Annotated in this window: 27 protein-coding genes and 1 tRNA gene; 9 read left to right on the forward strand and 19 right to left on the reverse strand. The window is 57.5% G+C overall.

The window, feature by feature from the left end; all coding sequences use genetic code 11:
• Positions 1 to 1,468: RHS repeat-associated core domain-containing protein (locus AC1DVF_RS25675; RefSeq protein WP_477783361.1), on the forward strand; the 1,468-nt coding region annotated here is incomplete at its 5' end.
• Between the two features lie 2 nt (positions 1,469 to 1,470).
• Positions 1,471 to 1,866, forward strand: a complete 396-nt coding sequence (locus AC1DVF_RS25680; RefSeq protein WP_158561689.1) for an Imm50 family immunity protein — start codon at positions 1,471 to 1,473, stop codon at positions 1,864 to 1,866.
• Positions 1,867 to 2,157: 291 nt separating this feature from the next.
• Here AC1DVF_RS25680 and AC1DVF_RS25685 read toward each other — a convergent pair whose 3' ends face one another.
• The 4 genes from AC1DVF_RS25685 to AC1DVF_RS25700 all read right to left on the reverse strand — a co-directional run bounded on the left by AC1DVF_RS25685 (position 2,158) and on the right by AC1DVF_RS25700 (position 3,884).
• Positions 2,158 to 2,322 (reverse strand): hypothetical protein, encoded by a 165-nt coding sequence (locus tag AC1DVF_RS25685; protein ID WP_477783362.1) that lies wholly within the window; start codon positions 2,320 to 2,322, stop codon positions 2,158 to 2,160.
• Between the two features lie 120 nt (positions 2,323 to 2,442).
• Positions 2,443 to 2,862 carry a glycine zipper domain-containing protein gene (locus tag AC1DVF_RS25690; protein WP_007914081.1) on the reverse strand — a complete coding sequence of 140 codons (420 nt, stop codon included), beginning with the start codon at positions 2,860 to 2,862 and terminating at the stop codon, positions 2,443 to 2,445.
• 137 nt (positions 2,863 to 2,999) lie between these two features.
• Positions 3,000 to 3,371, reverse strand: coding sequence for a glycine zipper domain-containing protein (locus AC1DVF_RS25695; protein WP_016983669.1), 372 nt, complete (start codon positions 3,369 to 3,371; stop codon positions 3,000 to 3,002).
• A gap of 324 nt (positions 3,372 to 3,695) precedes the next feature.
• Positions 3,696 to 3,884, reverse strand: coding sequence for a hypothetical protein (locus tag AC1DVF_RS25700; protein WP_093441821.1), 189 nt, complete (start codon positions 3,882 to 3,884; stop codon positions 3,696 to 3,698).
• A 119-nt stretch (positions 3,885 to 4,003) separates the two neighbouring features.
• Between AC1DVF_RS25700 and AC1DVF_RS25705 the strand changes: the two genes are divergently transcribed.
• Positions 4,004 to 4,408, forward strand: coding sequence for a hypothetical protein (locus AC1DVF_RS25705; RefSeq protein ID WP_225919972.1), 405 nt, complete (start codon positions 4,004 to 4,006; stop codon positions 4,406 to 4,408).
• A 61-nt stretch (positions 4,409 to 4,469) separates the two neighbouring features.
• Here AC1DVF_RS25705 and AC1DVF_RS25710 read toward each other — a convergent pair whose 3' ends face one another.
• Positions 4,470 to 4,790: a YbjQ family protein gene (locus AC1DVF_RS25710; RefSeq protein ID WP_099758444.1), complete on the reverse strand. Its 321-nt coding sequence runs from the start codon at positions 4,788 to 4,790 to the stop codon at positions 4,470 to 4,472.
• A gap of 145 nt (positions 4,791 to 4,935) precedes the next feature.
• Positions 4,936 to 5,025 (reverse strand) — tRNA-Ser (locus AC1DVF_RS25715).
• A gap of 295 nt (positions 5,026 to 5,320) precedes the next feature.
• On the opposite strand from AC1DVF_RS25715, the gene AC1DVF_RS25720 reads away from it, so the two are divergent.
• The 3 genes from AC1DVF_RS25720 (at position 5,321) to AC1DVF_RS25730 (ending at position 8,052) form a co-directional block, all read left to right on the forward strand.
• Complete coding sequence (locus tag AC1DVF_RS25720; protein ID WP_034151725.1) at positions 5,321 to 6,010, forward strand: crotonase/enoyl-CoA hydratase family protein; 690 nt, start codon at positions 5,321 to 5,323, stop codon at positions 6,008 to 6,010.
• Between the two features lie 213 nt (positions 6,011 to 6,223).
• Positions 6,224 to 6,946, forward strand: coding sequence for a lysophospholipid acyltransferase family protein (locus AC1DVF_RS25725; RefSeq protein WP_077571798.1), 723 nt, complete (start codon positions 6,224 to 6,226; stop codon positions 6,944 to 6,946).
• Positions 6,947 to 7,080: 134 nt separating this feature from the next.
• Entirely contained in the window at positions 7,081 to 8,052 is a 972-nt protein-coding gene (locus AC1DVF_RS25730; RefSeq protein ID WP_477783363.1) for a magnesium and cobalt transport protein CorA, read from the forward strand.
• A gap of 108 nt (positions 8,053 to 8,160) precedes the next feature.
• Here the strand turns inward: AC1DVF_RS25730 and AC1DVF_RS25735 are convergent, their stop codons facing one another.
• The 3 genes from AC1DVF_RS25735 to AC1DVF_RS25745 all read right to left on the reverse strand — a co-directional run bounded on the left by AC1DVF_RS25735 (position 8,161) and on the right by AC1DVF_RS25745 (position 12,350).
• Complete coding sequence (locus tag AC1DVF_RS25735) at positions 8,161 to 8,883, reverse strand: amidotransferase (RefSeq protein WP_093441785.1); 723 nt, start codon at positions 8,881 to 8,883, stop codon at positions 8,161 to 8,163.
• 92 nt (positions 8,884 to 8,975) lie between these two features.
• Positions 8,976 to 11,120, reverse strand: coding sequence for a 3-hydroxyacyl-CoA dehydrogenase NAD-binding domain-containing protein (locus AC1DVF_RS25740; protein WP_477783364.1), 2,145 nt, complete (start codon positions 11,118 to 11,120; stop codon positions 8,976 to 8,978).
• 24 nt (positions 11,121 to 11,144) lie between these two features.
• Positions 11,145 to 12,350, reverse strand: a complete 1,206-nt coding sequence (locus tag AC1DVF_RS25745; RefSeq protein WP_093441775.1) for an acetyl-CoA C-acetyltransferase — start codon at positions 12,348 to 12,350, stop codon at positions 11,145 to 11,147.
• A gap of 61 nt (positions 12,351 to 12,411) precedes the next feature.
• Between AC1DVF_RS25745 and AC1DVF_RS25750 the strand changes: the two genes are divergently transcribed.
• Positions 12,412 to 12,606: a hypothetical protein gene (locus tag AC1DVF_RS25750; protein ID WP_477783365.1), complete on the forward strand. Its 195-nt coding sequence runs from the start codon at positions 12,412 to 12,414 to the stop codon at positions 12,604 to 12,606.
• A gap of 329 nt (positions 12,607 to 12,935) precedes the next feature.
• On the forward strand, positions 12,936 to 13,757 hold the full coding sequence (locus tag AC1DVF_RS25755; RefSeq protein ID WP_477783367.1) for a c-type cytochrome: 822 nt from the start codon (positions 12,936 to 12,938) through the stop codon (positions 13,755 to 13,757).
• 113 nt (positions 13,758 to 13,870) lie between these two features.
• Here AC1DVF_RS25755 and AC1DVF_RS25760 read toward each other — a convergent pair whose 3' ends face one another.
• The 10 genes from AC1DVF_RS25760 to AC1DVF_RS25805 form a co-directional block, all read right to left on the reverse strand.
• A complete protein-coding gene (locus AC1DVF_RS25760; RefSeq protein WP_007914065.1) occupies positions 13,871 to 14,674 on the reverse strand; it encodes a transglutaminase family protein in 804 nt (267 codons plus the stop codon).
• A complete protein-coding gene (locus tag AC1DVF_RS25765) occupies positions 14,671 to 15,621 on the reverse strand; it encodes an alpha-E domain-containing protein (protein WP_016982907.1) in 951 nt (316 codons plus the stop codon). Before AC1DVF_RS25765 ends, AC1DVF_RS25760 begins: the two co-directional genes overlap by 4 nt.
• 12 nt (positions 15,622 to 15,633) lie before the next feature.
• Positions 15,634 to 17,043 (reverse strand): circularly permuted type 2 ATP-grasp protein, encoded by a 1,410-nt coding sequence (locus AC1DVF_RS25770; protein ID WP_007914061.1) that lies wholly within the window; start codon positions 17,041 to 17,043, stop codon positions 15,634 to 15,636.
• A 487-nt stretch (positions 17,044 to 17,530) separates the two neighbouring features.
• Positions 17,531 to 17,878, reverse strand: coding sequence for a ribonuclease E inhibitor RraB (locus tag AC1DVF_RS25775; protein WP_093441760.1), 348 nt, complete (start codon positions 17,876 to 17,878; stop codon positions 17,531 to 17,533).
• Positions 17,879 to 18,086: 208 nt separating this feature from the next.
• The gene (locus AC1DVF_RS25780) at positions 18,087 to 18,320 is read right to left on the reverse strand and encodes a hypothetical protein (RefSeq protein WP_093441755.1); all 234 of its coding nucleotides are present in this window, start codon (positions 18,318 to 18,320) and stop codon (positions 18,087 to 18,089) included.
• 238 nt (positions 18,321 to 18,558) lie between these two features.
• The gene (speE, locus tag AC1DVF_RS25785) at positions 18,559 to 19,434 is read right to left on the reverse strand and encodes a polyamine aminopropyltransferase (RefSeq protein ID WP_460127607.1); all 876 of its coding nucleotides are present in this window, start codon (positions 19,432 to 19,434) and stop codon (positions 18,559 to 18,561) included.
• Positions 19,435 to 19,674: 240 nt separating this feature from the next.
• Positions 19,675 to 19,866, reverse strand: a complete 192-nt coding sequence (locus tag AC1DVF_RS25790; protein WP_007914053.1) for a PLDc N-terminal domain-containing protein — start codon at positions 19,864 to 19,866, stop codon at positions 19,675 to 19,677.
• Positions 19,867 to 19,943: 77 nt separating this feature from the next.
• Positions 19,944 to 20,474 carry a hypothetical protein gene (locus AC1DVF_RS25795; protein WP_093441747.1) on the reverse strand — a complete coding sequence of 177 codons (531 nt, stop codon included), beginning with the start codon at positions 20,472 to 20,474 and terminating at the stop codon, positions 19,944 to 19,946.
• A 165-nt stretch (positions 20,475 to 20,639) separates the two neighbouring features.
• Entirely contained in the window at positions 20,640 to 21,158 is a 519-nt protein-coding gene (locus AC1DVF_RS25800; protein WP_095050929.1) for an ankyrin repeat domain-containing protein, read from the reverse strand.
• A gap of 97 nt (positions 21,159 to 21,255) precedes the next feature.
• A complete protein-coding gene (locus AC1DVF_RS25805; RefSeq protein ID WP_477783366.1) occupies positions 21,256 to 23,094 on the reverse strand; it encodes a long-chain-acyl-CoA synthetase in 1,839 nt (612 codons plus the stop codon).
• 390 nt (positions 23,095 to 23,484) lie between these two features.
• On the opposite strand from AC1DVF_RS25805, the gene AC1DVF_RS25810 reads away from it, so the two are divergent.
• A complete protein-coding gene (locus AC1DVF_RS25810) occupies positions 23,485 to 23,763 on the forward strand; it encodes a DUF3509 domain-containing protein (RefSeq protein ID WP_008080936.1) in 279 nt (92 codons plus the stop codon).
• Positions 23,764 to 23,827 lie beyond the last annotated feature (64 nt).

The raw sequence follows: 23,827 nt of genomic DNA on the forward strand, positions 1-23,827 counted from the left end.
GAACGGGATTGACCTCAACGGCGCGCCGCTGACCCGCCATGTCTACCAGTCCGGTCGCGAACTGCAACGCCAGCAAGGTCTGCTGCTCAGCGAATACTCCTACGACGATCAGGGACGATTACTCGCCCACGCCGTAGGGCATCAGCGCGATGCGTTGTACCGCCGCGATTATGCCTACAGCGCCAACGGCAATCTCGCGCACATTGCCGACACCCGTCACGGCCAGCGCACCTACGGCTACGATGCCCTCGACCGGCTGATCCGCGTACGACACTCGCGCGACGAACTGCCGGAATCCTTCGCCCACGACCCGGCCGGCAACCTGCTGATGCAGGACCGCCCCGGCCCCAGCCAGATCCAGGGCAATCGCTTGCTGATGCAAGGCGACCGTCATTACGACTACGACGCCTTCGGCAACCTGATCCGCGAACGTCGCGGCCGCGCGCAGACTCTCGTCACCGAATACCGCTACGACAGCCAGCACCGCCTGATCGGCCTGACCCGCCCCGACGGACAAACCGCCAGTTACCAATACGACGCCTTTGGCCGGCGCATCCGCAAAACCGTCAACGGCGAAACCACCGAATTCTTCTGGCAAGGCGATCACCTCGTCGCCGAAAGCAGCGAAAGCGAATACCGCAGCTACGTCTACGAACCCGGCACCTTCCGCCCGCTGGCACTGCTCGACGGCAAAGGCCCGAAAAAAGCCTGCCCGTTCTACTACCAGCTCGACCACCTCGGCACCCCGCAGGAACTCACCGACTACAGCGGCGACATCGTCTGGTCCGCGCAATACGACGCCTACGGCAAAGTCGCCGCACTGACCCTGGCCGGCGAGGACTACCTGAACCAGCCGCTGCGCTTTCAGGGGCAGTACTTCGACGGGGAAAGCGGGCTGCATTACAACCGGCATCGGTATTACGACCCCCGGCTGGGGCGCTATCTGACGCCGGATCCGATCAAGTTGGCGGGTGGGCTGAATCAGTACCAGTACGTGCCGAATCCGACGGGGTGGGTGGATCCGTTGGGGTTGAATTCCAACTGTCCGCCCAAAGGCCGAAAATCGATCAATTGTTCAAAACCTGATGATGTTGAGCTACCACAGGTTTCCAGGCGCGGTGCATTCAGACAGGCAAAAGTTGATGCAGGAATTCCGAAAGGGCAACAGCCAGATATTCAAATTGATGAGGTAAGTGGCAGGCAGAAGCAGTTCACCTATGTCAACATGACGGATAGAAAAGGAAATAACATTCTAGACAGCAGTGGAAAGCCGATTATAACCAGAGAATATAGATTCACCCGAGAGGATGGTTTTATATTGACACTCCAAGACCACTCAGCGGGACACAAGTATGGAGATATAAATAACCGAGGAGATCAAGGACCTCACATAAACATACGACCCGCTGATGACACACGCAATGGCAAAGTAAAAAATACGAGCGATCATTATCCATTCAAGGAATGACCATGAAATACTGGAATGAAATAGAAGGAGGCAAACTCTTCAATATGGTATTCAGCAGAAATATACCCGTTGGGGAGATCAAGCTATTCGCTTTAAACATGGACAACAACCTTTCAACATTGACCTTGGCATTTGATATTAGAGAAATGCCGGACACTCCTCCGAAAAAATGGGAATCCATAGGATACAATGCTTGCCGAATCGGAATAACATGCTGTGAAATTAGAGAGTTGACGACATCCAACATTCCAACTCAAAAAAACTTAAGTCTATCCATACAACCAATTGGAGACAGATATCTGATTTCAGCTGTATCAAGCACTTCGAAAGTAACGTTTACCACATCATCATTAAGACTGCGAGAACCTAGCGTATATTTAACAGAGTTACCTTTCTAAAATTTATTGAGCGACGGGTGCTCTATTACCGTGAGGCATCATAAAAATTTTATATAGATACAGAGAACAGTTCGACATCCAGTTGCTCAGCATGATTCTAGACAATTTGGAATTCTCTAAATCCGAGATCTCACATTGTTAGCACTACAAAAAAACGCCTATACCTAGACTCGCTCACCAGATCAATGACTGGTGGGCAGCCATTTTTAGTCACTAACAAATTTGTAGGACCTCTTGAACTCAGGCCCTTAAAATCCGGATTCAGACGCTCAGATCTTCTCAAACATCCGATCACTGCTCATCCTCATCCTCTTCATACTCCATCGCCTCATTCGAATCATTCAACGGCACCGTCGCATCATCCATCAACGACCCCGGATCCTCATTCCCCGGATCATTGATAAATGGCAGTCCACTCGAACCTTTTTCTTCCTTGCCTTCGGTTTCAGGAGTCATGGCAACCTCGTCATTTCAGGGAGTGTATGACGTTCGAAAAGCCCTACAACCATTCGTTCCGAAGTACGACGAGCAAATGCAAAAAACCCGGCAAAATGCCGGGTTTCCGTTAACCCGCCATCAATGATGGCGGTTTTTATGTTTGTTCTTGTGCTTGTGACCGCCGCCCGAATGAGACCCACCATCGTCACCGAGATTATTGCCGACCGCACCGCCCGCCGCGCCGCCCAACCCTGCGCCAATGGTCGAACCCGTAGACCCGCCAAGGCTATTGCCAACGACCGAGCCACCCGCCGCGCCGAGACCACCACCAATGGCCGCTTCAGTTCGATTGCGTTTATTCGCCCCGACGGCACTGCCGGCCGCGCCACCAACACCCGCACCTACCGCCGCGCCAGTACTGCCACCGAGTTGTCCACCGACCACATTGCCGAGCGCGCCGCCCAAGCCGCCACCCACAGCGGCGGTGCCATCACCAGCGGCCATCGCCCCTTGTGCTACCAGCAAACCGAAAAACAGTGCAGATAATGACAAGCGCATATGAACCTCACAGTTCCCGAAGCGGGACAGTCCGCCCAGACATGGGCCTATGTGAGATTGGAGACGCAAACGGGAAAAACGTTCAGCCATGAAAAAGCCCGACATCGAGCCGGGCTTTTTCTGACAAGGGATTAGTCTCAGTGACGCTTGTGACCTTTGGACAAGTTGCTGCCCACTGCGCCGCCAGCTGCGCCACCCAGGCCTGCACCAATCGTGGCGCCGGTTCTGCCGCCCAGGCTGTTGCCGATCACCGAACCACCGGCTGCGCCAACGCCGCCGCCAATCGCCGCTTTGGTCCGGCTACCCTTGCGCGCCGCCATTGCGCTGCCCGCCGCGCCTGCTACGCCGGCACCAATGGCCGCGCCAGTGCTGCCGCCCATTTTCTGGCCGACGACATTACCCAGTGCGCCACCCAGACCACCGCCCAACGCAGCAGTGCCATCACCGGCAGCCATTGCACCTTGAGCAACCAGAAGCCCCAGAACCAGAGCAGGCAGTGTTAAACGCATGACGAAAACCTCAACAATTGGGATGACAAAAAGGGCCGGGATTTAATGCCGTCGTCGCGCGAAAGTCCAGCCAAAATCACGGATCTCGCGTGCACTCGGCGCCGATTGGACAGCAATTCTGGAAAAGGTTTTGTGGCAGGCAAAAAAAAGCCCGCTGGGGAAACGGGCTGGAGACTTGCTTTCTAACGGATGGCTTCACCCTACTGCGGCAGACGTGAAAAGTTTGTGAAAGTAGACTGATTTTCCGTCATCACCTGTAGGAAAATTCTTCAAACCCACAACCATAAAAAACCCCGCTCAGTAGCAGGGTTATGCAGAGAACGATTATTTCCTGGAACGCGTGGTGACCCTGGGGAGAAATTTCGCCTTGGGTCCCTTGGGTGCCGCGGATTTGATTTTGCCGATCTGCACCGGATCCTCGCCAAAACCTGACTGATACTCGGTCTGGCCGCACCGTACGCAGTTATTGAAGGAAAATTCAGCGCCATCGTCTTCGATATACGGATCAGTCATACCTTCGCCCCGTCGCAACAGATCGACACCGGCAAAAACCCTTTTGCCTGAAAAAATATCGACCTCCATGGCTTTTGAGACTAGCTGGTCATTCCTGGACTTGTGATTCAGATCCCCTGATGCCCGACGAATGGCCTGAAAAATTTAAACAGACGATGAACCATTGGTCCCAGATTGCTAAAGAATTCCAAAGCCAGGCCGTTGCCCTTTTTCATACAAATGAATCTCAAGGAGAGAACATGCAAATCAACGGATTCCCCAATATGCCTGTCGTAAAACTCACGGACGAACAGATCGCAGCCGGCAAGGCTGGCGCGGAAAAACTCAAGGAGAAGATCGCTTCCGGTGAAATCACCATCAAGTATCCGGGTCCGGATACACCGGTTCTGCAACCAGGGGTCATTTACCATCCCAGCAAGCCAGTCGAACCCAACCCGCCTTCTGATACACCCCCTCTCGTCGCCGTCGACACACCACTGACCTATGACGAAAGAGGCACCGTGATCCTCAAGCCACAAGGCTGATTGCACCGCAAGATTGAGCCCATTCAACCTCTGAATGGGCTTACACACCCGTCAAACAAACTCAGCGCAACTTCACCGCCGTACCCGTCGCAAACACAACAACCATCCCGCCCTTCCCGCCGGGCATACTGATCTCAAAGTCCACCCCGACCACCGCATCCGCCTGCAAAGCACGCGCCCTCTCCCGTATTTCTTCGGTCGCCTGAATACGCGCCTCCTTCAAAGCGCGCTCCAGCGTCTGCGAACGGCCGCCAAAAAAGTCGCGCATACCAGCGAACATGTCACGGATCACATTGACGCCCTGCACCGATTCGGCACTGACGATATCCAGGTAGGCCGCGATCTGCCGGCCTTCAATGGCGTGAGTGGTGGAAATGATCATGGAGTGTCGTCCCTACAAGGATGAATAAATTCGCGATTGTAATAGCTCAAAGCAGACTTCACGCCGCTGCCAATAACATCCAGACACCAGAAACCACAAAACCCCAGACTTCTTTCGAAATCAGGGGTTTTGTGTTTACTGAATATGGCGGTGAAGGAGAGATTCGAACTCTCGATACAGTTTCCTGTATACACACTTTCCAGGCGTGCTCCTTAAGCCACTCGGACACTTCACCGTATCTCTTCAAACATGTTCTGTCTGTCGAGGCGCGCTAATGTAGTCGAAAGCTTTTCCGATGGCAAACTTTTTTTCAGAATTTTCATGCGGTTAAGAGAAAAAGTCGTTTTGCCCGCTAGCAGGCCATGGCAAACCGGCCAATCTTCGGTGGGCGCGGCCCTTCTATATAGAAGCTGAGCGCCTAGCCATGCAGGGTGGGTCGGGAAACGGTGACTGGCGGGTCAGTCATGGCGCTTTACCTGGCCTGCGGCGGTGGGTAACGTCTGCCCATCTTTCTTACAAGGAATAGCGTCATGAGTGAGTTGATTTCCTACCACCTCGAAGACGGTATCGCGACCCTGACCTTGAGCAACGGCAAGGTCAATGCCATTTCTCCGGACGTGATTGCGGCATTCAACGCGGCGCTGGATCAGGCGGTGACTGATCGTGCCATCGTGATCATCACCGGTCAGCCAGGGATTCTGTCCGGCGGCTATGACCTGAAAGTCATGACCGCCGGTCCTAAAGAAGCTGTGTCGCTGGTAACCGCGGGGTCGACCTTGGCCCGGCGCCTGCTCTCTCACCCGTTCCCGGTGATCGTCGCATGCCCAGGTCACGCGGTGGCGAAAGGCGCTTTCATTCTGTTGTCTGCTGATTACCGCATTGGTGTCGACGGCCCGTTCAGCATCGGTCTGAACGAAGTGCAGATCGGCATGACCATGCACCACGCGGGTATCGAACTGGCTCGCGATCGCCTGCGTCGCTCGGCGTTCCACCGCTCGGTGATCAACGGCGAGATGTTCGATCCAAAAAGCGCCGTGGATGCCGGTTTCCTCGACAAGGTGGTTGCCGCCGAAGAGCTGCAAGGTGCCGCCCTCGCCGCTGCGCGTCAGTTGAAGAAGATCAACATGCTCGCGCACAAGAACACCAAGTTGAAGGTGCGTAAAGCACTGCTGGAAGCTCTGGATAACGCGATCATCCAGGATCAAGAGCATCTGGGCTAAGCCCGGCTGCTGCGCAAAAGAAGCCCGACCGTCGTGTCGGGCTTTTTCTTGCACGCATGGTTTAAAAGTCCGCGACCGCTCTAGGACAGGTCTGACCCTCCATTCTGAAACATGCGCTTAAACATCGGCTATCTCCGCACTCTATAGCGGCAATTGCCGAAAACAGTGCACATCCGTACACTGCGCCACCTTTTGTCCCGGTGGGGCCTGAAAATGCTGTTCGTGTTTCGTATGTTATTGATGGGCCTGCACTTTATTCTCGCCGGCGTGCTCGGGGTGATTCTCGGGATCTGCCGCCCGTTCAATCCGGACAACAGCCGTCTGTGCGCCCGTCTCTACGCGCTGCCGGCGATGTGTATTTTGCGTTTAAGAGTGAAATCCGACGTCAGCGGTTTGCTGAACAAACCCGACAGCTGCGTGATCATCGCCAACCATCAGTCCAATTATGATCTGTTCGTGTTCGGCAACGTCGTGCCGCGCCGTACCGTGTGCATCGGCAAGAAGAGCCTCAAGTGGGTGCCACTGTTCGGGCAACTGTTCTGGCTGGCCGGCAATGTGTTGATCGACCGTGGCAATGCGCACAAGGCACGCCAGTCGATGCTGACCACCACCAATACCTTGCAGAACGAAGACACCTCGATCTGGGTGTTCCCGGAAGGCACGCGCAACCTCGGCGAAGAATTGCTGCCATTCAAGAAAGGTGCGTTCCAGATGGCAATTGCCGCTGGTGTACCGATCGTTCCGGTTTGCGTCAGCAGTTACATCAAGCACATGCGTCTGAATCGCTGGCGCAGCGGGAAAATCCTCATACGCTCGTTGCCGGCGATTCCTACAGCCGGATTGACCATGGACGACATGCCCATGCTCATCAATCAGTGTCGCGAGCAGATGCGCGAGTGCATTGAATCGATGGATCGGCAACTGCAAGCTGCCTGAAAAGACAACCCGCCCTGTGCGGGTTTTCTTTTGCCCGGTGAACTGTACAGATTTCACTGACTCTCAAGCAGCGACACGGCTAAGCTGAAGCCTTGAATTCCCTGCCACCTGCCAAGAAGAAGTGAATCACCACCATGGGTCGAGTTGTTGCTGCTGCGGTGTACAGCGCAGGCAAGAAAGTCACCAATATTACCCTCGACGAAGGCGCTGCCTGGGCGGCGAAAACCGGCCACTTCGTGTGGATCGGCCTGGAAGAGCCGGACGCTCAAGAGCTGTCCAACTTGCAACGTCAGTTCAACCTGCACGAACTGGCCATTGAAGACGCCCTGGAAAAACACAGTCGACCGAAGCTCGAAACCTTTGGCGACGCTTTGTTTATCGTCACCTACTCACCCATCCGCGAGAACGGCGTTCTGCAATTTATCGAGACGCATATCTTTGCGGGCAAGGGCTACATCATCACCGCGCGTAATGGCCACTCGGCGTCCTACGCCCATGTTCGCCAACGTTGTGAGGCGCGTCCGCTGTTGCTGGAGCACGGGGAAGATTTCGTACTTTATGCGTTGCTCGATTTTGTCATCGAGAACTATCAGCCAGTCGGCGAAGCGATCCATGCCGAGATCGATGAGCTGGAGCGCAACGTGTTGTGCAGCGCGTTGAATGAGCATGACATTCAGAAGCTGCATGGCTTGCGCCGCGATGTCGTACGCCTGCGTCGGTACGCGGCACCGATGGTGGAGATTGGCGAGGAACTGCAGAAGTTGAGTTTCCCGTTTATCGACAAGAACATGCGGCCGTACTTCCGTGATGTGCAGATTCACGTCACGCGACAAATGGAAGACCTGACCACCTTGGCCGACATTGCCAGCCAGACCATCGAGATTGGTGTGTTGCTCGAGGCATCACGGCAAAGCGTGGTGCAACGCAAGTTTGCTGCCTGGGCGGCGATTCTGGCGTTTCCGACGGCAGTGGCGGGGATTTACGGGATGAATTTCCAGAACATGCCGGAGTTGAGCTGGCACTACGGCTATTTCGGTGTGCTGGGGTTTATTAYGGTGGGGTGTGTGAGTTTGTGGGCAAGTTTCAAGAGGTCTGGGTGGTTGTAGGGCAGACCGAGTTGTCTGGAACATTCGCGAGCAGGCTCGCCCCCATATTGATCGGTAGCGCACCGGAAATCCAATGTGGAAGCGAGCCTGCTCGCGAAGCTTTTGGCCTTAGACAGTTTCTGGCTTATGCGCGACAAAACGCATCATCCATTCCGCGACTGTCGCACCATGGTGTTCCTGCTCGAGACTGGCCACACCTTTGCTGTAGATCTGTGAACCCAACGCTTCCTGACGCAGATCGAGCAGCGCCCGCGAGTAATCGTGAATGAACTCCGGGTGGCCCTGGAAGCACAACACCTGATCGTTGATGTGATAGGCCGCGAACGGGCAGAAATCGCTGGAAGCAATCACCGTGGCGTTTTCCGGCAGCGCTGTGACCTGGTCCTGATGGCTGATCAGCAGCGTCAGTTCCTCACGCACCGGGCTCATCCAAGGCGCCTTCGCCGCCAGTTTGTAGTTATGGGTGCCAACACCCCAACCTTGCGTGGCGCGCTCGCTCTTGCCACCGAGCAGCAGCGCCAGCAGTTGATGGCCGAAGCACACGCCGAGCAGTTTGTCGCCGCGCTCGTAACGAGTCAGCAGGTATTCCTTCAGGGTCTGGATCCACGGATCAGTACCAAACGAGTCAGCCTTGCTGCCGGTGACCAGGTATGCGTCGAAGGTTTGGTCGTCGCTTGGGTATTCGCCCTGCATCACGTTGTAGACGGTGAACTCGGCGGCAATCGGTTGCTGCGAGAACAGGCGCTGGAACATCTGCCCGTAACCCTGATATTGATCGACCAGTTCCGGACGCAGGATGTCGGTTTCCAGAATGCAGATGCGTAGCGACATAAAAAATACCTGACACGTGATGGGAATAATGAACACCCCAGAGCCTGCCTTGAAACCCCCTGGCAAGGCAAGCCCCGGAATGCTCGTTGCCCTTAGAACATTTCACCTTTTGCCGCTTTATCCAGCAGCAACGCTGGCGGCGCGAAACGCTCGCCATACTGCTCGGCCAGATACTGCGCACGGGCGACGAAATCCTTCACCCCGTATTGGTTGATGAACTGCAATGCGCCGCCAGTCCACGCTGCAAAACCGATACCGAAGATCGAGCCAACGTTGGCGTCCGCCGTCGAGGTCAGCACACCCTCCTCCACACAACGGACGGTTTCAATGGCTTGTACAAACAGCAGCCGATCACGCACGTCTTTGGGCGAAATCTGTTCGTCAGCCTTTTCGAAACGCACCTTCAACTCGGGCCACAGATGTTTCTGCCCACCAGCCGGGTAATCGTAAAAACCGCCACCGGCCGCTTTGCCCGGACGCTTGTATTCGTTAAGCAGTAAGTCAATCACGGCGAAGGCCGGGTGCTCAATCAGCGGTTTCCCTTCTGCCTGTAGGTCCTTGGCGGTTTGCTGACGGATATGGCTCATCAGGCTGAGGGAAACTTCGTCGGAAATCGCCAGAGGCCCGACCGGCATCCCGGCCTTGCGAGCTTCGGTCTCGATCATCGGCGCGCTCACGCCTTCGCCGAGCATGGCGATGCCTTCGTTGGTGAAGGTGCCGAAGACGCGTGAAGTAAAGAAGCCGCGACTGTCGTTGACGACGATCGGGGTTTTCTTGATTTGCAGCACGAAGTCGAAACCGCGCGCGAGGGTTTCATCGCTGGTCTGTGCACCTTTGATGATTTCCACCAGCGGCATTTTTTCTACCGGGCTGAAGAAATGCAGGCCGATGAATTTGCCAGGATCGGGCACAGCCTTTGCCAGCCCGGTAATAGGCAACGTCGATGTATTCGAAGCGATGACCGCTTCGGCGCCGACAACTTGCTGGGCGGCAGAGGAAACCCTGGCCTTGAGATCGCGATCCTCAAACACCGCTTCGATGATCAGATCGCAACCCGCGAGGTCGGCATCATTTTCGGACGGCTTGATCCGCGCCAACACCACATCACGCTTCAAAGCATCCATCTGCCCACGGGCGACTTTCTTGTCTAGCAACGCCGCAGAATGTGCTTTGCCTTTCTCGGCGGCAGCCAGATTGACATCCTTGAGCACCACCTCAATACCCGCCGAAGCGCTGACAAAGGCAATCCCCGCGCCCATCATCCCTGCGCCAAGCACGCCGACCTTACGCGTGACATACGGCGCAAAACCCTGCGGCCGCGAACCACCAGCATTGATCTCATTGAGTTGAAACCAGAACGTGCCGATCAGGTTTTTCGAGATCTGCCCGGTAGTCAGTTCGGTGAAGTAACGGGTTTCGATCAAGTGCGCGGTGTCGAAATCGACCTGAGCGCCCTCGACTGCCGCGCAGAGGATTTTCTCCGGCGCCGGCATTGTCCCATGGGTCTTGCTACGCAGAATCGACGGCGCAATCGCCAGCATCTGCGCCACTTTCGGATTCGACGGCGTGCCGCCCGGAATCTGATAACCCTTCACATCCCAACGTTGTACCGCCGTCGGATTGGCGACGATCCAGGCGCGCGCCTTGGCCAGCAATTCATCGCGATTCGCCGCCAGCTCATCAATCAAACCGGCCTGCAATGCCTGCTGTGGACGCACCTTCTTGCCCTCTAGCAGATAGGGTAGCGCTTTTTCGAGACCGAGCATGCGCACCATGCGTACCACTCCGCCGCCGCCCGGCAGCAGGCCGAGGGTCACTTCCGGCAGACCGAGCTGTACCGATGTGTCGTCCAATGCCACACGGTGGTGACAGGCCAGGCAGATTTCCCAGCCGCCGCCCAGCGCCGCGCCGTTGATCGCCGCGACCACCGGTTTGCCGAGGGTTTCCAGGGTGCGCAACTGCGCTTTGAGGGTCAGCACCATGTCGTAGAAGGCTTTGGCTTCGGGCTTGCCGACCTTGATCAGCTCATTAAGGTCACCGCCGGCAAAGAAGGTTTTCTTTGCCGACGTAATGATCACCCCGGCAATGTCGTCTTTTTCCGCCACCAGCCGGGCGACGCACGCGGCCATGGCCTCGCGGTACACGGCGTTCATGGTGTTGGCGCTCTGGCCCGGCATGTCGATGGTCAGCACGACGATCGCGTCCTGGCCTTTTTCGTAACGAATGGCGTCACTCATAACAAGGTTCCTTGTATTCGGGGCTCAGAGACGTTCGATGATGGTGGCAATGCCCATGCCGCCGCCGACGCACAGCGTCGCCAGGCCATAGCGCAGGCGCCGCGCTTCCAGCTCATCGAGCAAGGTGCCGAGGATCGCGCAACCGGTCGCGCCCAGCGGGTGGCCCATAGCGATGGAACCGCCGTTGACGTTGACCTTGTCCGGGTCGACTGCCATGTCCTTGATGAACTTCAGCACCACCGAGGCAAACGCTTCGTTGACCTCGAACAGGTCGATGTCTTCAACGCGCAGCCCGGCCTTGGCCAGTGCCTTGCGTGTTGCCGGCGCAGGCCCGGTGAGCATGATGGTCGGGTCGGTGCTGGTAACCGCCGTGGCGACAATCCGCGCCCGCGGTTGCAGGCCCAGCGCACGCCCCTTGGATTCGGAGCCGATCAGCATCAGTGCTGCACCGTCGACGATCCCGGAACTGTTACCCGGTGTGTGCACGTGATTGATCCGCTCGACATGGCTGTAGACCCGCAGCGCGGTGGCGTCAAAACCCATCTGCCCGATCATTTCGAAACTCGGTTTGAGCTTGCCCAAGCCCTCAAGGGTCGATTCGGCGCGAATGAACTCATCGTGATCGAGCAGAATGATGCCGTTCTGATCCCGCACCGACACCAACGACTTGTTAAACGAGCCATCGGCCCGCGCCCGCGCGGCTTTCTGCTGCGAGTGCAGCGCGTAGGCATCGACGTCGTGACGACTGAAGCCCTCAAGCGTAGCGATCAGGTCGGCACCGACGCCTTGCGGAGTGAAATGACTGTGCAGATTAGTCTGCGGATCGAGCGCCCAGGCGCCGCCGTCGCTGCCCATGGGCACCCGCGACATCGACTCGACACCGCCGACCACTACAAGATCTTCGAAACCCGAGCGCACTTTCATCGCGCCGAGGTTGACCGCTTCCAGACCCGAGGCGCAAAAACGATTGATCTGCACACCGGCAACGCTGACATCCCAATCGGCCACTTGCACGGCGGTTTTGGCGATGTCCGAGCCTTGATCGCCAATCGGCGTCACGCAGCCGAGCACTACGTCATCGACCTGACTGGTGTCCAGCGAGGAGCGTTCTTGCAGCGCGTTGAGCAGACCAGCGACCAGATTCACCGGTTTGACGCTGTGCAGGGCGCCATCGGCCTTGCCTTTGCCACGGGGCGTGCGTAACGCATCGAATATCAAAGCTTGGGTCATGACGTCCTCGAACCTGTGCGGGGAGAGATTGCTTGTATCTCCACTCTTGACCCGAGCGGCCATGGATTCAATGACCACAGCGCTCAATGCGGTTGACGCACACGCTCAGACGGACGGTCATCAGCGGCTGGGTGAACCGGTTCAGGTCGGCGAGTTGTCTAGCCAGCGGGCGGCAAAGAAGCTGGCAATAAGCCTCATGCTTTTTTTATCGCATCTGGCAAGTACTCCATATGAAATGGATCTAAGCCAAGCGTGACGTGGCCCCTAATGTAGAACATGTACGTCAGGGTCGTCGGGTTTTGCCGGGGCAGACGTTCTTCAACAGGAAGTGCAGCGCTTGCCGTCATGGATATGCAGGCAGGCATCAGGAAATAACAATAAAGGCGGTCAAGCCATGTTCAAACAACCGAAAGTTCGTCAAGCAGGGCTCATTCTTTTCGCCACGACGCTGTTGTTGATTTTGCCGAATCTGACCAAGGTCATCGGCTGAGTCGAGCGCCGGGCGCTGCTCATCGCCACTGAAAATGTGACTGGCCCGCTACCCGGGCCAGCGTGGCTGTGCCAACCTTGGCGCACTCCCACGACATGGACGGCGATCATTTGAAAGCGCTCATTGTGTTCGGGGCCATGCTGCTGAGCATGCCCTTGTCTGCCGCACAGTTGGATCTGCAACTGGGTGCAAGCCGCCGCACCTGGCAGACCGAGGAATTGCTCAAGCATCCTCAAGTGCAAACCCTGACGATCAAAAACGATGTGTCCTACAAGAAGGACATGACCTATCGCGCCGTGCCTGTGGCCGCATTGCTGACAGGGATCAAACCGCAGGATCACCTGCAAGCGGTGGCACTGGACGGGTTTGCCGCCGAGTTGTCAGCTGCGCCGTTGCTTAATACAACAGGTGCGCGAGCATGGCTGGCCATCGAAGATCCGGCGCAGCCGTGGCCATCGCTGTCGGAAGGCAAGCACAGCGCCGGGCCGTTTTATCTGGTCTGGACCGATCCGCAGGCCGGCAATATCAGTCCGGAGCAATGGCCGTTCGAAGTCGCGAGCATCAAGCGCATGGCGCCAGTGGCGGAGCGTTTCCCTGCCCTACTGCCGGATCCTGCGTTGAAAGCAGATGACCCGGTGAATCAAGGGTTTGCGCTGTTTCAGAAAAACTGTCTGGCGTGTCACCGGTTGAACGGTGCGGGGGATGCGCAATTCGGGCCGGACCTGAATATTCCTTACAGCCCGACCGAGTATTTCGGCGCGGATTTCCTCAAGCGCTACATTCGGGATCCGCAGAGTTTGCGTCAGTGGCCGCAGGCGAAGATGCCGGGGTTTTCGGTGGAGGTGTTACCAGAGGGGGATCTGGAAATGCTGGTGGGGTATCTCAAGCACATGGCCGGACGCAAGGTTAAGCCGTAACGCCATTTCCCTTGTGGGAGCGAGCCTGCTCGCGATAGCGGTGTATCCGTCAGCACATTTGTAACTGACAGACCGCTATCGCGAGCAAGCTCGCTCCCACAGGGGTACGGCGTTTACTGCTGTTGCACCGAGATGATCGGGGTTGGCGAGACGAACACTTTCGCATGCATCTGCTCACACCCACCGCCACGGCGCATGCCGCGTACCGGGCAGGCATCCAGATAATCCAGACCCACCGCCAGTTTCAGATGACGCTCCGGCCGTGCCAGTTCATTGGTCACATCAAAGCTGTACCAGGCGTCATCCAGCCACGCTTCAGCCCATGCATGGCTGGCTAGATGCTCGCAATCCTCGCTGTACAGATACCCCGACACATAACGCGACGGAATCCCGAGACTGCGTGCGCAAGCCAGAAACGCGTGAGCATGATCCTGGCAAACACCCGCACGCCCGGCGAAGGCCTCAGCGGCGCTGGTATCGACCTCGGTGGACCCCGGCGTGTAGGTCATGTGCTGATTCAAGCCGTGCATCAGATCGATCAGCGCCGTGCGATCACGCCGCTGCTTGCAGGATTTCTCGGCGAACGCGCGTAACGCCTCATCCGCCTCGGTCAAACGGGTAAAGCGCAGGAACGGCAGCGCCGACTGGCTCTCATGCTCGGCCTCGCGCAGTTCGTCGATATCGACCTGCCCGCGCGCACCAATGATGATCGCTTCGTGCGGTTCATCCATGGTCAGCACGTGCAGGATATTGCCGAACGGATCGAGTTGCGCACGCACCGGGCGCGGCAGATCGAGCTGCCAGCTCAACACGTGTTGACGTTCGCTATCGTGTGGGGTCAGTCGCAGGTACTGGATGCTCGCCCGCACCTGATCTTCGTAGTGATAGGTGGTCTCGTGGCTTATGGAAAGTCTCATGCAGCCTCCAGGTAGGAACTGTGAATGGCGTTGCCCAGCTGGCGCACCAGCGGGATGAATTCGGTCAGCCAGGCGTGCAGGCCTTCCTCGAGAATTTCGTTGATGCCGGTGTAGCGCAGGCGCGCGTCCATTTCTGCCGCCAGACGCTGTGCCGGTCGACCGTTGGCACCGGGCAACTGCGCAAGAATCTGATCGATCTCCTCAGTGCAGGCCCGCAGCGAGCGCGGCACATCGGCGCGCAACAACAGCAACTCGGCAACATGCCGCGCCCCCGGCGCATCGCGATAGATTTCGGTGTAGGCCTCGAATGACGACAAGGCGCGCAGCAAGGCGCTCCATTGGTAGTAGGCGTGGGCCGTACCGTCGCTGACTGCTTCAGCCTGATCGCCGGCCATTTCATAGCGGGCATCGAGCAATCGCAGGGTGTTGTCCGCGCGTTCGATGAACGTACCGAGGCGAATGAAACGAAACGCATCATTACGCATGATCGTGCCGTACGACGCACCACGAAACAGGTGCGAACGCTCCTTGATCCATTCGCAGAAACGGCTCATGCCATAGCGACTGAGGCCCTGTTCGGCGATTCCACGAATCTCCAGCCACGTCGAATTGATGTTCTCCCACATGTCCGCCGTGATGCGTCCACGCACCGCATGGGCGCTGGCCCGCGCCGCGCCGAGGCAGCTGTAAATGCTCGCCGGGTTAGCCGCATCGAGGGCAAAAAAGTGCAGCAGACGCTCAGCATGCAGCGCGCCATGGCGCTCGAGGTAATCGTCGAGGGTACCGGTGATCAGCAGCGGCATGGCCAATTCGTGCAAACCGTCGCCGCGACCGTCCTGCGGCATCAGCGACAGCGAATAACTGATGTCGAGCATCCGGGCGAGGTTTTCCGCCCGCTCCAGGTAACGCGACATCCAATACAGATCCGAGGCAGTTCTACTTAACATGGCAAGCTTCCTTCAATCCTCGACCACCCAGGTGTCCTTGGTTCCGCCACCCTGGGAGGAATTCACCACCAAGGAGCCTTCGCGCAGCGCCACACGGGTCAAACCGCCGGGAACCACCCGGGTTTCGCGCCCGGACAAGACAAACGGACGCAAGTCGATATGGCGCGGCGCGATGCCGTTTTCGACAAAGGTCGGACAGGTCGACAGCGACAGCGTCGGTTGCGCGATGTACGCGTGGGGTTTGGCTTTGATCCGTTCGCGGAAAGCATCGATTTCCGCTTTCGTCGATGCCGGCCCGACCAACATTCCGTAACCGCCTGAGCCTTGGGTTTCCTTGACCACCAGATCTGGAAGATTGGCCAGCACGTGAGAAAGTTCAGACGGGTTGCGGCATTGCCAGGTCGGTACGTTCTTCAAAATCGGCTCTTCGTCGAGGTAGAACCGGATCATGTCAGTAACGAACGGATACACCGATTTGTCGTCCGCTACGCCGGTGCCGATGGCGTTGGCCAGCACCACGTTGCCCGAGCGATAAGAGGACAGCAGCCCCGGCACACCGAGCATCGAGTCGGGGTTGAACGCCAGTGGATCGAGAAACGCGTCGTCGAGCCGACGGTAGATAACGTCCACCGCTTTCGGGCCGTCCGTAGTGCGCATGAAGACTTTGTCGTCGCGAACGAACAGATCCGCGCCCTCGACCAGTTCAACGCCCATTTCCCGCGCCAGGAATGCGTGCTCGAAGAACGCACTGTTGAAGCGCCCCGGCGTCAGCACCACCACGCTCGGGTCATCGATCGGACTTGAGCTTTTCAGGGTGTCGAGCAGCAGGTTCGGGTAGTGATCGATAGGGGCAATACGCTGGGCGGCGAACAGCTCCGGGAACAGGCGCATCATCATCTTGCGGTCTTCGAGCATGTAGCTGACGCCGCTCGGTGTTCGCAGGTTGTCTTCGAGCACGTAATAAGTGCCGTCGCCGTCGCGCACCAGATCGACGCCGGAGATGTGCGAATAGATATCGCGGTGCAGATCCAGGCCTTGCATCGCCAACTGATATTGCTCGTTGGCCAGCACCTGTTCGGCGGGAATGATCCCGGCCTTGATAATGCGCTGCTCGTGATAAAGGTCGGCGAGGAACATGTTCAACGCCTTGACCCGCTGGATGCAGCCGCGCTCAACGATTCGCCATTCACTGGCAGGAATGCTGCGCGGGATGGTGTCGAAAGGAATCAGGCGCTCGGTGCCCTGCTCGTCGCCATAGAGCGTGAACGTAATGCCGGCGCGATGGAACAGCAGATCGGCCTCGCGTCGCCGTTGAGCCAGCAGCTCGTCAGGCGTGTCGGCCAGCCATCGGGCGAACTCCCGATAATGCGGGCGAACCTGGCCGCCGGCATCGTACATCTCATCAAAATAGGTGCGGATCATGCCGTACTCCTTGTCACCCGGACATACAGACCTTCGCAAGGCCCGTGCCATCGGCATAAACGCTTTGATTTCAATCGGTTGGAAATACACGCCGCAAGCACCGCACCATTCCTGTGCGGCAAATGCCCCAACCGGATTGCCCCCGCTTCATTGCGACGCACTGCATCGCCTATCACCAGCATAGTCAGAGTTGATTTCACTGCCCGGCGCTGCCTGCGGATAATCCGCACATTCGCTGCAAATCTTCACCGGCCCCGGCGCCATGAAGCGGCCAGCTCAACTGATTGGGATCGCCTCGGCGGCCCGCCCCGCTGTAACCCTGACCGGTTTCCTCTCCTTATCGGTCTTCCCTTTTAGCCACCCTCTCCGGTGGCTTTTTTTTGCCTCGGTTTCTTGTTTCAGGGTTTTGCCACAGCGTTTTGCTTATGCCGGAAATGACAACGGCCAACCCGAAGGTCAGCCGTTGCTCAACAAATGAAACCAGAGATCAATTCAAACGGTGGCGGTTGCGCACCTCCTGTTTCACACCCCAGCCTTCGATAATGCCACCCAGAGGTTCAACCACGGCAGAGAATCCCTGCTCGAAGTCGCCGATATCGTCATATGTCGCGTACATCACTTTGCTCAATTCCAGCGCCCACGCACCGTCATCACGCAGGCTGACCTGGGCATTGATGGATTCACCGCGAAATTTGCCTGCCGCCCTGCGCGCCCGCTCCTCGTCCGGGAAAATCGCGTAGAACTCGATGGGATGGAATCGGGAAAAATCGAAACCGCCTTCTTTCATGCGGCGCAGAACATTGCTGCTGATGTCTTCTTGATAGGCTGTGCTCATGAATCGTCCCCCTCGCATAGATGGATAGACTTTCCGTATTCCCGCCCCGGGCCTTTGGCCAAAGTACGACGGCAACGTGGTTGCACGCGGGAACAAGCATGTAGCTGACAAGACCAGACCTTAGCGATCCGTTCGCTGATCTCGCTTGCAGAGTAGCCCCAAGATAGAGCTGCTGCCAAGGCCTGGTTTCAAGAGATGACAGGAACTGTCAGACGGGTGTGATGCTGCGGATTTCGATGCTGTTCTGGGTTTTCAGGTTTTTCACGCCCGCATCGGCGGTGCGCCCTTCCAGATCGTTGAGATCCAGTTCGGCGGCGACGGGCAGAAGCCGTGCCTTGATCAATCGAGCGGCCTCATCGTCGCTGGGGCATTCCGCGCGCTCGAACACCTCATCGACAATTTCACCATGATCGTCCACGAAAGTGACTTTCCACTTTTGCATCGGTGCCTCCTCGATCAAACCCGCAAATGGGCTTACACCTATCTCGACTTTAGACGCAGAGGGTTGGTTCAAAAGGATTACAGCGGGGGAAGATGAAAAAAACGACATCTATCGTGTGGAGCAAACAAATGTGGGAGCGAGCCTGCTCGCGAAAGGGCCTGTCCAGTCGACATATTCTTTGACTGACCTGACGCCTTCGCGAGCAAGCTCGCTCCCACAGGGGAGTTGCAGTGTTCTTTTAGTCGTTGCTTGGCTTGTTGATCGCCTGCAGCACGTATTGCGGCAAGGCGAACGCGCCGATATGGATTTCAGGGTTGTAGTAGCGGGTGACGATGCCGCTGCCGATGAAGCGCTGTTGCAGGGTTTCACGGCTCAGTTTGCGGTACGCCGGATTGGTCGAGCCCCAGGCGAAAGTCATCGAGCCACCGATGTAGGTAGGAACGGCCGCCTGGTAGAAGTGCCAGTCCGGGAACAGGCTGTTGAGGCGACCGGCAGTGGTTTTTACTTCGTCGATCTGCATGAACGGTGTGCCGTTCTGGGTCACGAGGATGCCGCCCTCGTTCAGGCAGCGATGGCAGGCCTGATAGAAGTTCTCCGAGAACAGCACTTCGCCCGGGCCGATCGGGTCGGTGGAATCGGAGATGATCACGTCGAATTTTTCCGTGGTGGTGGCGACGAAACGCATGCCGTCGTCAATCACCAGGTTCAGGCGTGGATCGTCGTAGGCGCCGCTGGAGTGGTTCGGCAGGAACTCTTTGCACATATCGACCACGGTGCCGTCGATCTCGACCATGGTGATGTACTCGACACCGGCGTGCTTGGTCACTTCACGGAGCATGCCGCCGTCACCGCCACCAATGATCAGCACGCGCTTGACGCTGCCGTGGGCGAGGATTGGCACGTGGGTGAGCATTTCGTGGTAGATGAATTCGTCGGCTTCGGTGGTCTGGATCACGCCGTCCAGCGCCATGACCCGGCCCATGCGCGGGTTCTGGAAAATCACCAGGTGCTGGTGTTCGGTGCGCACTTCGTGCAGCAGTTTTTCCATGCGAAAGCGCTGACCGTAGCCCTCGTAGAGGGTTTCCAGGTACTCGCTGGTTTTGGTGACGGTCATGGTCAAGTGCTCCGATGAATGCGCGGGCGCCAATCGTGGGGGCGATTGCCCGGGAAAGGCGCGCATTCTACGTTGCCGAAGATGACAGGTAGAACCTCCCTTCATCAGCAAATCGCAATCCCTTGTAGGAGTGAGCCTGCTCGCGATAGCGGTTTTTCAGTCACTGACTCATTGACTGGAGGATAGCTATCGCGAGCAGGCTCACACCTACAGGGTATTGCGGTGTTCTCGGGATCAGCGTCAGATCCGCACGTTGCCCCGCGGTCCGGCAATCGCCCAGATGATCAGGCCCAGCACTGGCAGGAGGATGATCAGCAGCACCCAGACGATTTTCATCCCGGTGGTGGCGCCGCTTTTCAGCACATTGATGATGGCCCAGATGTCGAGGGCGAGGATGATCAGACCGATCAGACCGTTGAACGTGGAACCCATGGTGTCGCTCCAGAATAGTGGCATGCACTTTTAGGATAGACGGTCGCGCGCAGGGTTCCCTTTTATTGCTATCTCGCTCAGACGTGCACAGCGATCTTCAGCGCTTCGAGCGATGGCGCAGCGGCGATACCGACTTCGGCGCACAGCTCCAGCACCCGTGGCACGTCGTTGCCGTAGACCAGCACCACCTGCAGTTCGTCGTCGAGCAACTGGCTGAAGTTCATCAGTGTGTAACCGCCGTTTTCCTTGTTCAGGCTGCTCATCTGCACTTGGATGCGGTTAAGGGCGGTAAGTGCTTCGGTCTTGGCCAGTTGCTTGGGCTTGAGGTTGAAATCCACGCCCGGGCCGAACGAGGCAACGATCTGCGCAAACAGGTCAACGTAGGTGTCGGCCTGGAACAGCACGGTTTCCGGCAGGCTGCCGACCACGACCCACTCGCCCAACGCAATCGGGAATGTGTCGTCGTAGTTGATGTCCGGGTTGGCTGCCAGAAAGGCACCCGCATCGGCGTAAGCTTGCGCGGCTTCGTCAGCCACTTTCAGGATCTCGTCCTCGCCCATGCAGCCGGAGCTGATTTTGCTGATGAGTTCGACGAGTGCGGCTTTCATGAGGGCGGATCCTGTGGCGAAGGTGAATTTCGAGGGCGCGGAGGATAGCGCACAAAGCAAAAGATCGCAGCCTCGGCAGCGCCTACGCTCAGCGCTCATCCACGGAATGGCAGGCCAACGCGTTCAATGGAGGAGCTAGCGCAGGCTGCGATCTTTTGACGCCCGTCAGGCCAGCAGTTTTTCCAACTGAGCGGTGGTATCAACCGCCCCCATCGTGCGCGCCGCATCCAGCGCCGTCACGCCATTGGCGTCCTTGGCTTGCGCATTGGCCCCCTTGCTGATCAGGTAATCAACGATTTCAACGCGGTTGAACATCGCCGCCATCATCAGCGCCGTACGACCATCAAACGACGAGCCTTCAATCTCTGCGCCCGCTTCGACCAGCGCCTTGACCACCGGCAGATCGCCTTTGAACGCGGCGCCGGCAATCGGGCTCTGGCCGTTGCCATTGCGCATTTCCGGGTCGGCCTTGTGTTTAAGCAACACCTGCACCGCATCCAGATGGCCGTAATAGCTGGCCAACATCAACAACGTGTCACCCTTGCTGTTCTTCAGGTTGACTGGCAAACCGGCCGTGACCAGGCGATCAAGCATCTCGGCATCACCGTCGCGCGCCTTGTTGAAAACCTGCTCGGTGAATTCGGCAGCTTCTTCAGGGGTCATCTGGCGGCTTTGGTCGGACATGGGGCAACTCCACTTTCGGTCAATCGGAAAGCCGACAGTTTCCCGAGCGAGGCGCTGGCTGTCACCCCCTTTTTCTCAAGTCGAGCCATAGCCAGATTCAATAACGATGCTTGCCCTGATGAATTTCTGCCAACACTTCATCGGTGACCCGAACGTAAGTCTGCGTGCCGGGCAGCCATGCGAAGATCGGGTCATCCCCCGTCTGGCCGGGGTCGAAGCCTTCGTTCTTGAGTCGGGTTTTCTGGTATTTGAAGGTGCCGGTGGTCTCCATCTTGACCTTCACTCGCAGGAACAATGGCACGGCATAGGCTGGCATGCGCTCCCGGGCAAAAGTCAGCAACTCGGCGAAATCCAGCGTCGCAAGGGATTCCGCTGGCGTGATCGCCGCCATACCGGCGCGGCCGTTGGTATTGCAGATCTCCACGCCATAAGCCACCGCCTCGGAAATCTGCGGGTGTTGCAGCAGAAGATTTTCGACTTCGGTGGTCGAGACGTTTTCGCCCTTCCAGCGATAGGTGTCGCCGAGGCGATCGACAAATTGAGCGTGACCGAAGCCGATGTTGCGCAGCAGGTCGCCGGTGTTGAAAAAACGATCACCTTTGCTAAACACGTCGTGCAACACGACCTTGGCGGTTTTCTGTGGATCGGTGTAGCCGTCCAGTGGGGCTTTTTCGTCAATCCTTGCCAGCAAAAGTCCCTGCTTGCCTTTGCCGACCTTGCGCATGAATCCGTCAGGACTGCGGATTGGCTCACCGCTGTGATGGTCGTAGGCGACCAATTCCCAGGCCATCAGGGAGAAACCGATGGTGTTGTCGAAATTGAGAATGTTGGTGAATCCGATGTTGCCGTCGCTCGCCGCGTACAGCTCACAGATGTGCTCGACGGCGAAACGTGTCTTGAACTCGGCCCAGGCGCCGGGGCGCAAGCCGTTGCCAATCATCTTGCGCACATCGTGACGGCTATCATCGGCGCTGGCCGGTTGATCGACCAGATAACGGCATAGCTCGCCGACGTAACCGATGGTCGTCGCGCGGTAGCGGCGCACGTCGCTCCAGAACTGACTGGCGCTGAACTTGCGGCGGATCGCGAAACCCGAAGCACCGTTCACCGCCGAACCCCAGCACACGCAAAGACCGGTGGCGTGGTACAGCGGCAAGGTGCAATAGACGACGTCGTCAGGGCTCATATTGAGAGCGATCATGCCGAAACTGGCGGAGCTGCGCATCCAGCGACCGTGCTTGAACACCCCGGCCTTGGGCAGGCCGGTGGTGCCGGAGGTATAAATGTAGAAACACGGATCGTCGAAGAAGATCTGCTGGCTGCTCGGCGGATTCTCGCTGGAGGCGTCGGCACTGGCGCTGATCAGATTGACGTACCCGTCGGGCGCGATGCCCGGATGGCTGGAGGTGTCCTGATCGGCGACAAACCAGGTGCGCGGTGCAGTGATCGCTACTTGATCGCGAATCGCCGCATACGCTGCAAGCAGTTCTTCGCCCACAATGATCGCCACCGGCGCCACCAGATTCACGCTGTGGACAAGTGTGTCACGCGTCTGCGAGGTGTTGAGCAGCGCGCTGACCGCGCCGACCTTGGCCAGCGCCAGAATGGTCACCAGCAGTTCCGGGCGGTTTTCGATGAACACTGCGACCACGTCGCCCTTGCCGATGCCCTGCCCGTTCAGATAGTGAGCGATGCGGTTGGCCCACTGGTTGACCTGCGCATAGGTCAGCCGCACATCGCCGTGCAATAACGCCGGCCCCTCGGGATTGCGCAGCGTCGCTTGCTCGAATGTCCAGCCAAGGCCACAGCTTTGGGTCGGATCCGTGACGTTGGCCACCTTCATGCCCTTGACCACCCGCGGGATGGCTTTGGCAATCATCGGCAGTTTGCGGAGCATCATGCCCCAGGTAATCGTGTCGCTTGGCGCGTGACTCATGGAAGCTCCCCGTTCAACCTTGACGTGCAGGTCGATGTTTTTATTTTTCGGGCTTTGACTTGAACCAACCGGCGCATTCGAGCACGGGTCGAGGTCGAAAATACGTCAGCGCTTCTCGGGCTGTACACGCGGTTTTTGCAATGTTTTGTATCCGCTGCTCTTTAGCGAGCGCAGGTGATCTGCGGTTCAGCGATTGGTTCCATCGAATCGATATCGATCCCGCAAAATGCAGGATGCACGATGGCCATTCATGCAGTTTGCACGACCACCTGATTTTTCATTATTTTTATATCATTGATTTATAACGATTTTTTTATTTTCAAATGCTGGCACAATCGCTGCAACCTCCTCTGCATGCTTGCCATTCAAGTGCATACGGAGCTGAAAGACATGAGCCTGATCCAAGAAAAATTTACCTCCCTGTTCTCCAACTTCGACGTCACCACTGCGCCACGTCCCGATGGCGGGATCCTGCTGACCCTGCGCAGCAGCGACGGCAAAGTGTTCAAACGCGCACTGACTTATCAACAACTGCATGCCGGCGACCAACTGTCGTGGGCGATCAGTGCAATTCGTCGTGACCTGGCAGAACAAGCCAGTGAGTTGCCGCAAATTGCCATGCTGCAGAGCCAGCAGCGTTTTGCTCTGCCGACATATCACTCGCTGTAATTTTCAAAGCGCATTAGACAAAACAGGCCGTGGAGCTTCCGCTTCACGGCCTGTTTTTTTATGC

It is taken from the genome of Pseudomonas sp. P4_D7, from assembly GCF_056401755.1.

Excerpts from the sequence above, each read along its gene's own strand:
- AC1DVF_RS25680 (WP_158561689.1), top strand. The coding sequence starts at position 1,471 with ATGAAATACTGGAATGAAATAGAAGGAGGCAAACTCTTCAATATGGTA.
- AC1DVF_RS25685 (WP_477783362.1), bottom strand. The coding sequence starts at position 2,322 with ATGACTCCTGAAACCGAAGGCAAGGAAGAAAAAGGTTCGAGTGGACTG.
- AC1DVF_RS25690 (WP_007914081.1), bottom strand. The coding sequence starts at position 2,862 with ATGCGCTTGTCATTATCTGCACTGTTTTTCGGTTTGCTGGTAGCACAA.
- AC1DVF_RS25695 (WP_016983669.1), bottom strand. The coding sequence starts at position 3,371 with ATGCGTTTAACACTGCCTGCTCTGGTTCTGGGGCTTCTGGTTGCTCAA.
- AC1DVF_RS25700 (WP_093441821.1), bottom strand. The coding sequence starts at position 3,884 with ATGACTGATCCGTATATCGAAGACGATGGCGCTGAATTTTCCTTCAAT.
- AC1DVF_RS25705 (WP_225919972.1), top strand. The coding sequence starts at position 4,004 with ATGCCCGACGAATGGCCTGAAAAATTTAAACAGACGATGAACCATTGG.
- AC1DVF_RS25710 (WP_099758444.1), bottom strand. The coding sequence starts at position 4,790 with ATGATCATTTCCACCACTCACGCCATTGAAGGCCGGCAGATCGCGGCC.
- AC1DVF_RS25720 (WP_034151725.1), top strand. The coding sequence starts at position 5,321 with ATGAGTGAGTTGATTTCCTACCACCTCGAAGACGGTATCGCGACCCTG.
- AC1DVF_RS25725 (WP_077571798.1), top strand. The coding sequence starts at position 6,224 with ATGCTGTTCGTGTTTCGTATGTTATTGATGGGCCTGCACTTTATTCTC.
- AC1DVF_RS25735 (WP_093441785.1), bottom strand. The coding sequence starts at position 8,883 with ATGTCGCTACGCATCTGCATTCTGGAAACCGACATCCTGCGTCCGGAA.
- AC1DVF_RS25740 (WP_477783364.1), bottom strand. The coding sequence starts at position 11,120 with ATGAGTGACGCCATTCGTTACGAAAAAGGCCAGGACGCGATCGTCGTG.
- AC1DVF_RS25745 (WP_093441775.1), bottom strand. The coding sequence starts at position 12,350 with ATGACCCAAGCTTTGATATTCGATGCGTTACGCACGCCCCGTGGCAAA.
- AC1DVF_RS25750 (WP_477783365.1), top strand. The coding sequence starts at position 12,412 with ATGGATTCAATGACCACAGCGCTCAATGCGGTTGACGCACACGCTCAG.
- AC1DVF_RS25755 (WP_477783367.1), top strand. The coding sequence starts at position 12,936 with ATGGACGGCGATCATTTGAAAGCGCTCATTGTGTTCGGGGCCATGCTG.
- AC1DVF_RS25760 (WP_007914065.1), bottom strand. The coding sequence starts at position 14,674 with ATGAGACTTTCCATAAGCCACGAGACCACCTATCACTACGAAGATCAG.
- AC1DVF_RS25765 (WP_016982907.1), bottom strand. The coding sequence starts at position 15,621 with ATGTTAAGTAGAACTGCCTCGGATCTGTATTGGATGTCGCGTTACCTG.
- AC1DVF_RS25770 (WP_007914061.1), bottom strand. The coding sequence starts at position 17,043 with ATGATCCGCACCTATTTTGATGAGATGTACGATGCCGGCGGCCAGGTT.
- AC1DVF_RS25775 (WP_093441760.1), bottom strand. The coding sequence starts at position 17,878 with ATGAGCACAGCCTATCAAGAAGACATCAGCAGCAATGTTCTGCGCCGC.
- AC1DVF_RS25780 (WP_093441755.1), bottom strand. The coding sequence starts at position 18,320 with ATGCAAAAGTGGAAAGTCACTTTCGTGGACGATCATGGTGAAATTGTC.
- speE (WP_460127607.1), bottom strand. The coding sequence starts at position 19,434 with ATGACCGTCACCAAAACCAGCGAGTACCTGGAAACCCTCTACGAGGGC.
- AC1DVF_RS25790 (WP_007914053.1), bottom strand. The coding sequence starts at position 19,866 with ATGGGTTCCACGTTCAACGGTCTGATCGGTCTGATCATCCTCGCCCTC.
- AC1DVF_RS25795 (WP_093441747.1), bottom strand. The coding sequence starts at position 20,474 with ATGAAAGCCGCACTCGTCGAACTCATCAGCAAAATCAGCTCCGGCTGC.
- AC1DVF_RS25800 (WP_095050929.1), bottom strand. The coding sequence starts at position 21,158 with ATGTCCGACCAAAGCCGCCAGATGACCCCTGAAGAAGCTGCCGAATTC.
- AC1DVF_RS25805 (WP_477783366.1), bottom strand. The coding sequence starts at position 23,094 with ATGAGTCACGCGCCAAGCGACACGATTACCTGGGGCATGATGCTCCGC.
- AC1DVF_RS25810 (WP_008080936.1), top strand. The coding sequence starts at position 23,485 with ATGAGCCTGATCCAAGAAAAATTTACCTCCCTGTTCTCCAACTTCGAC.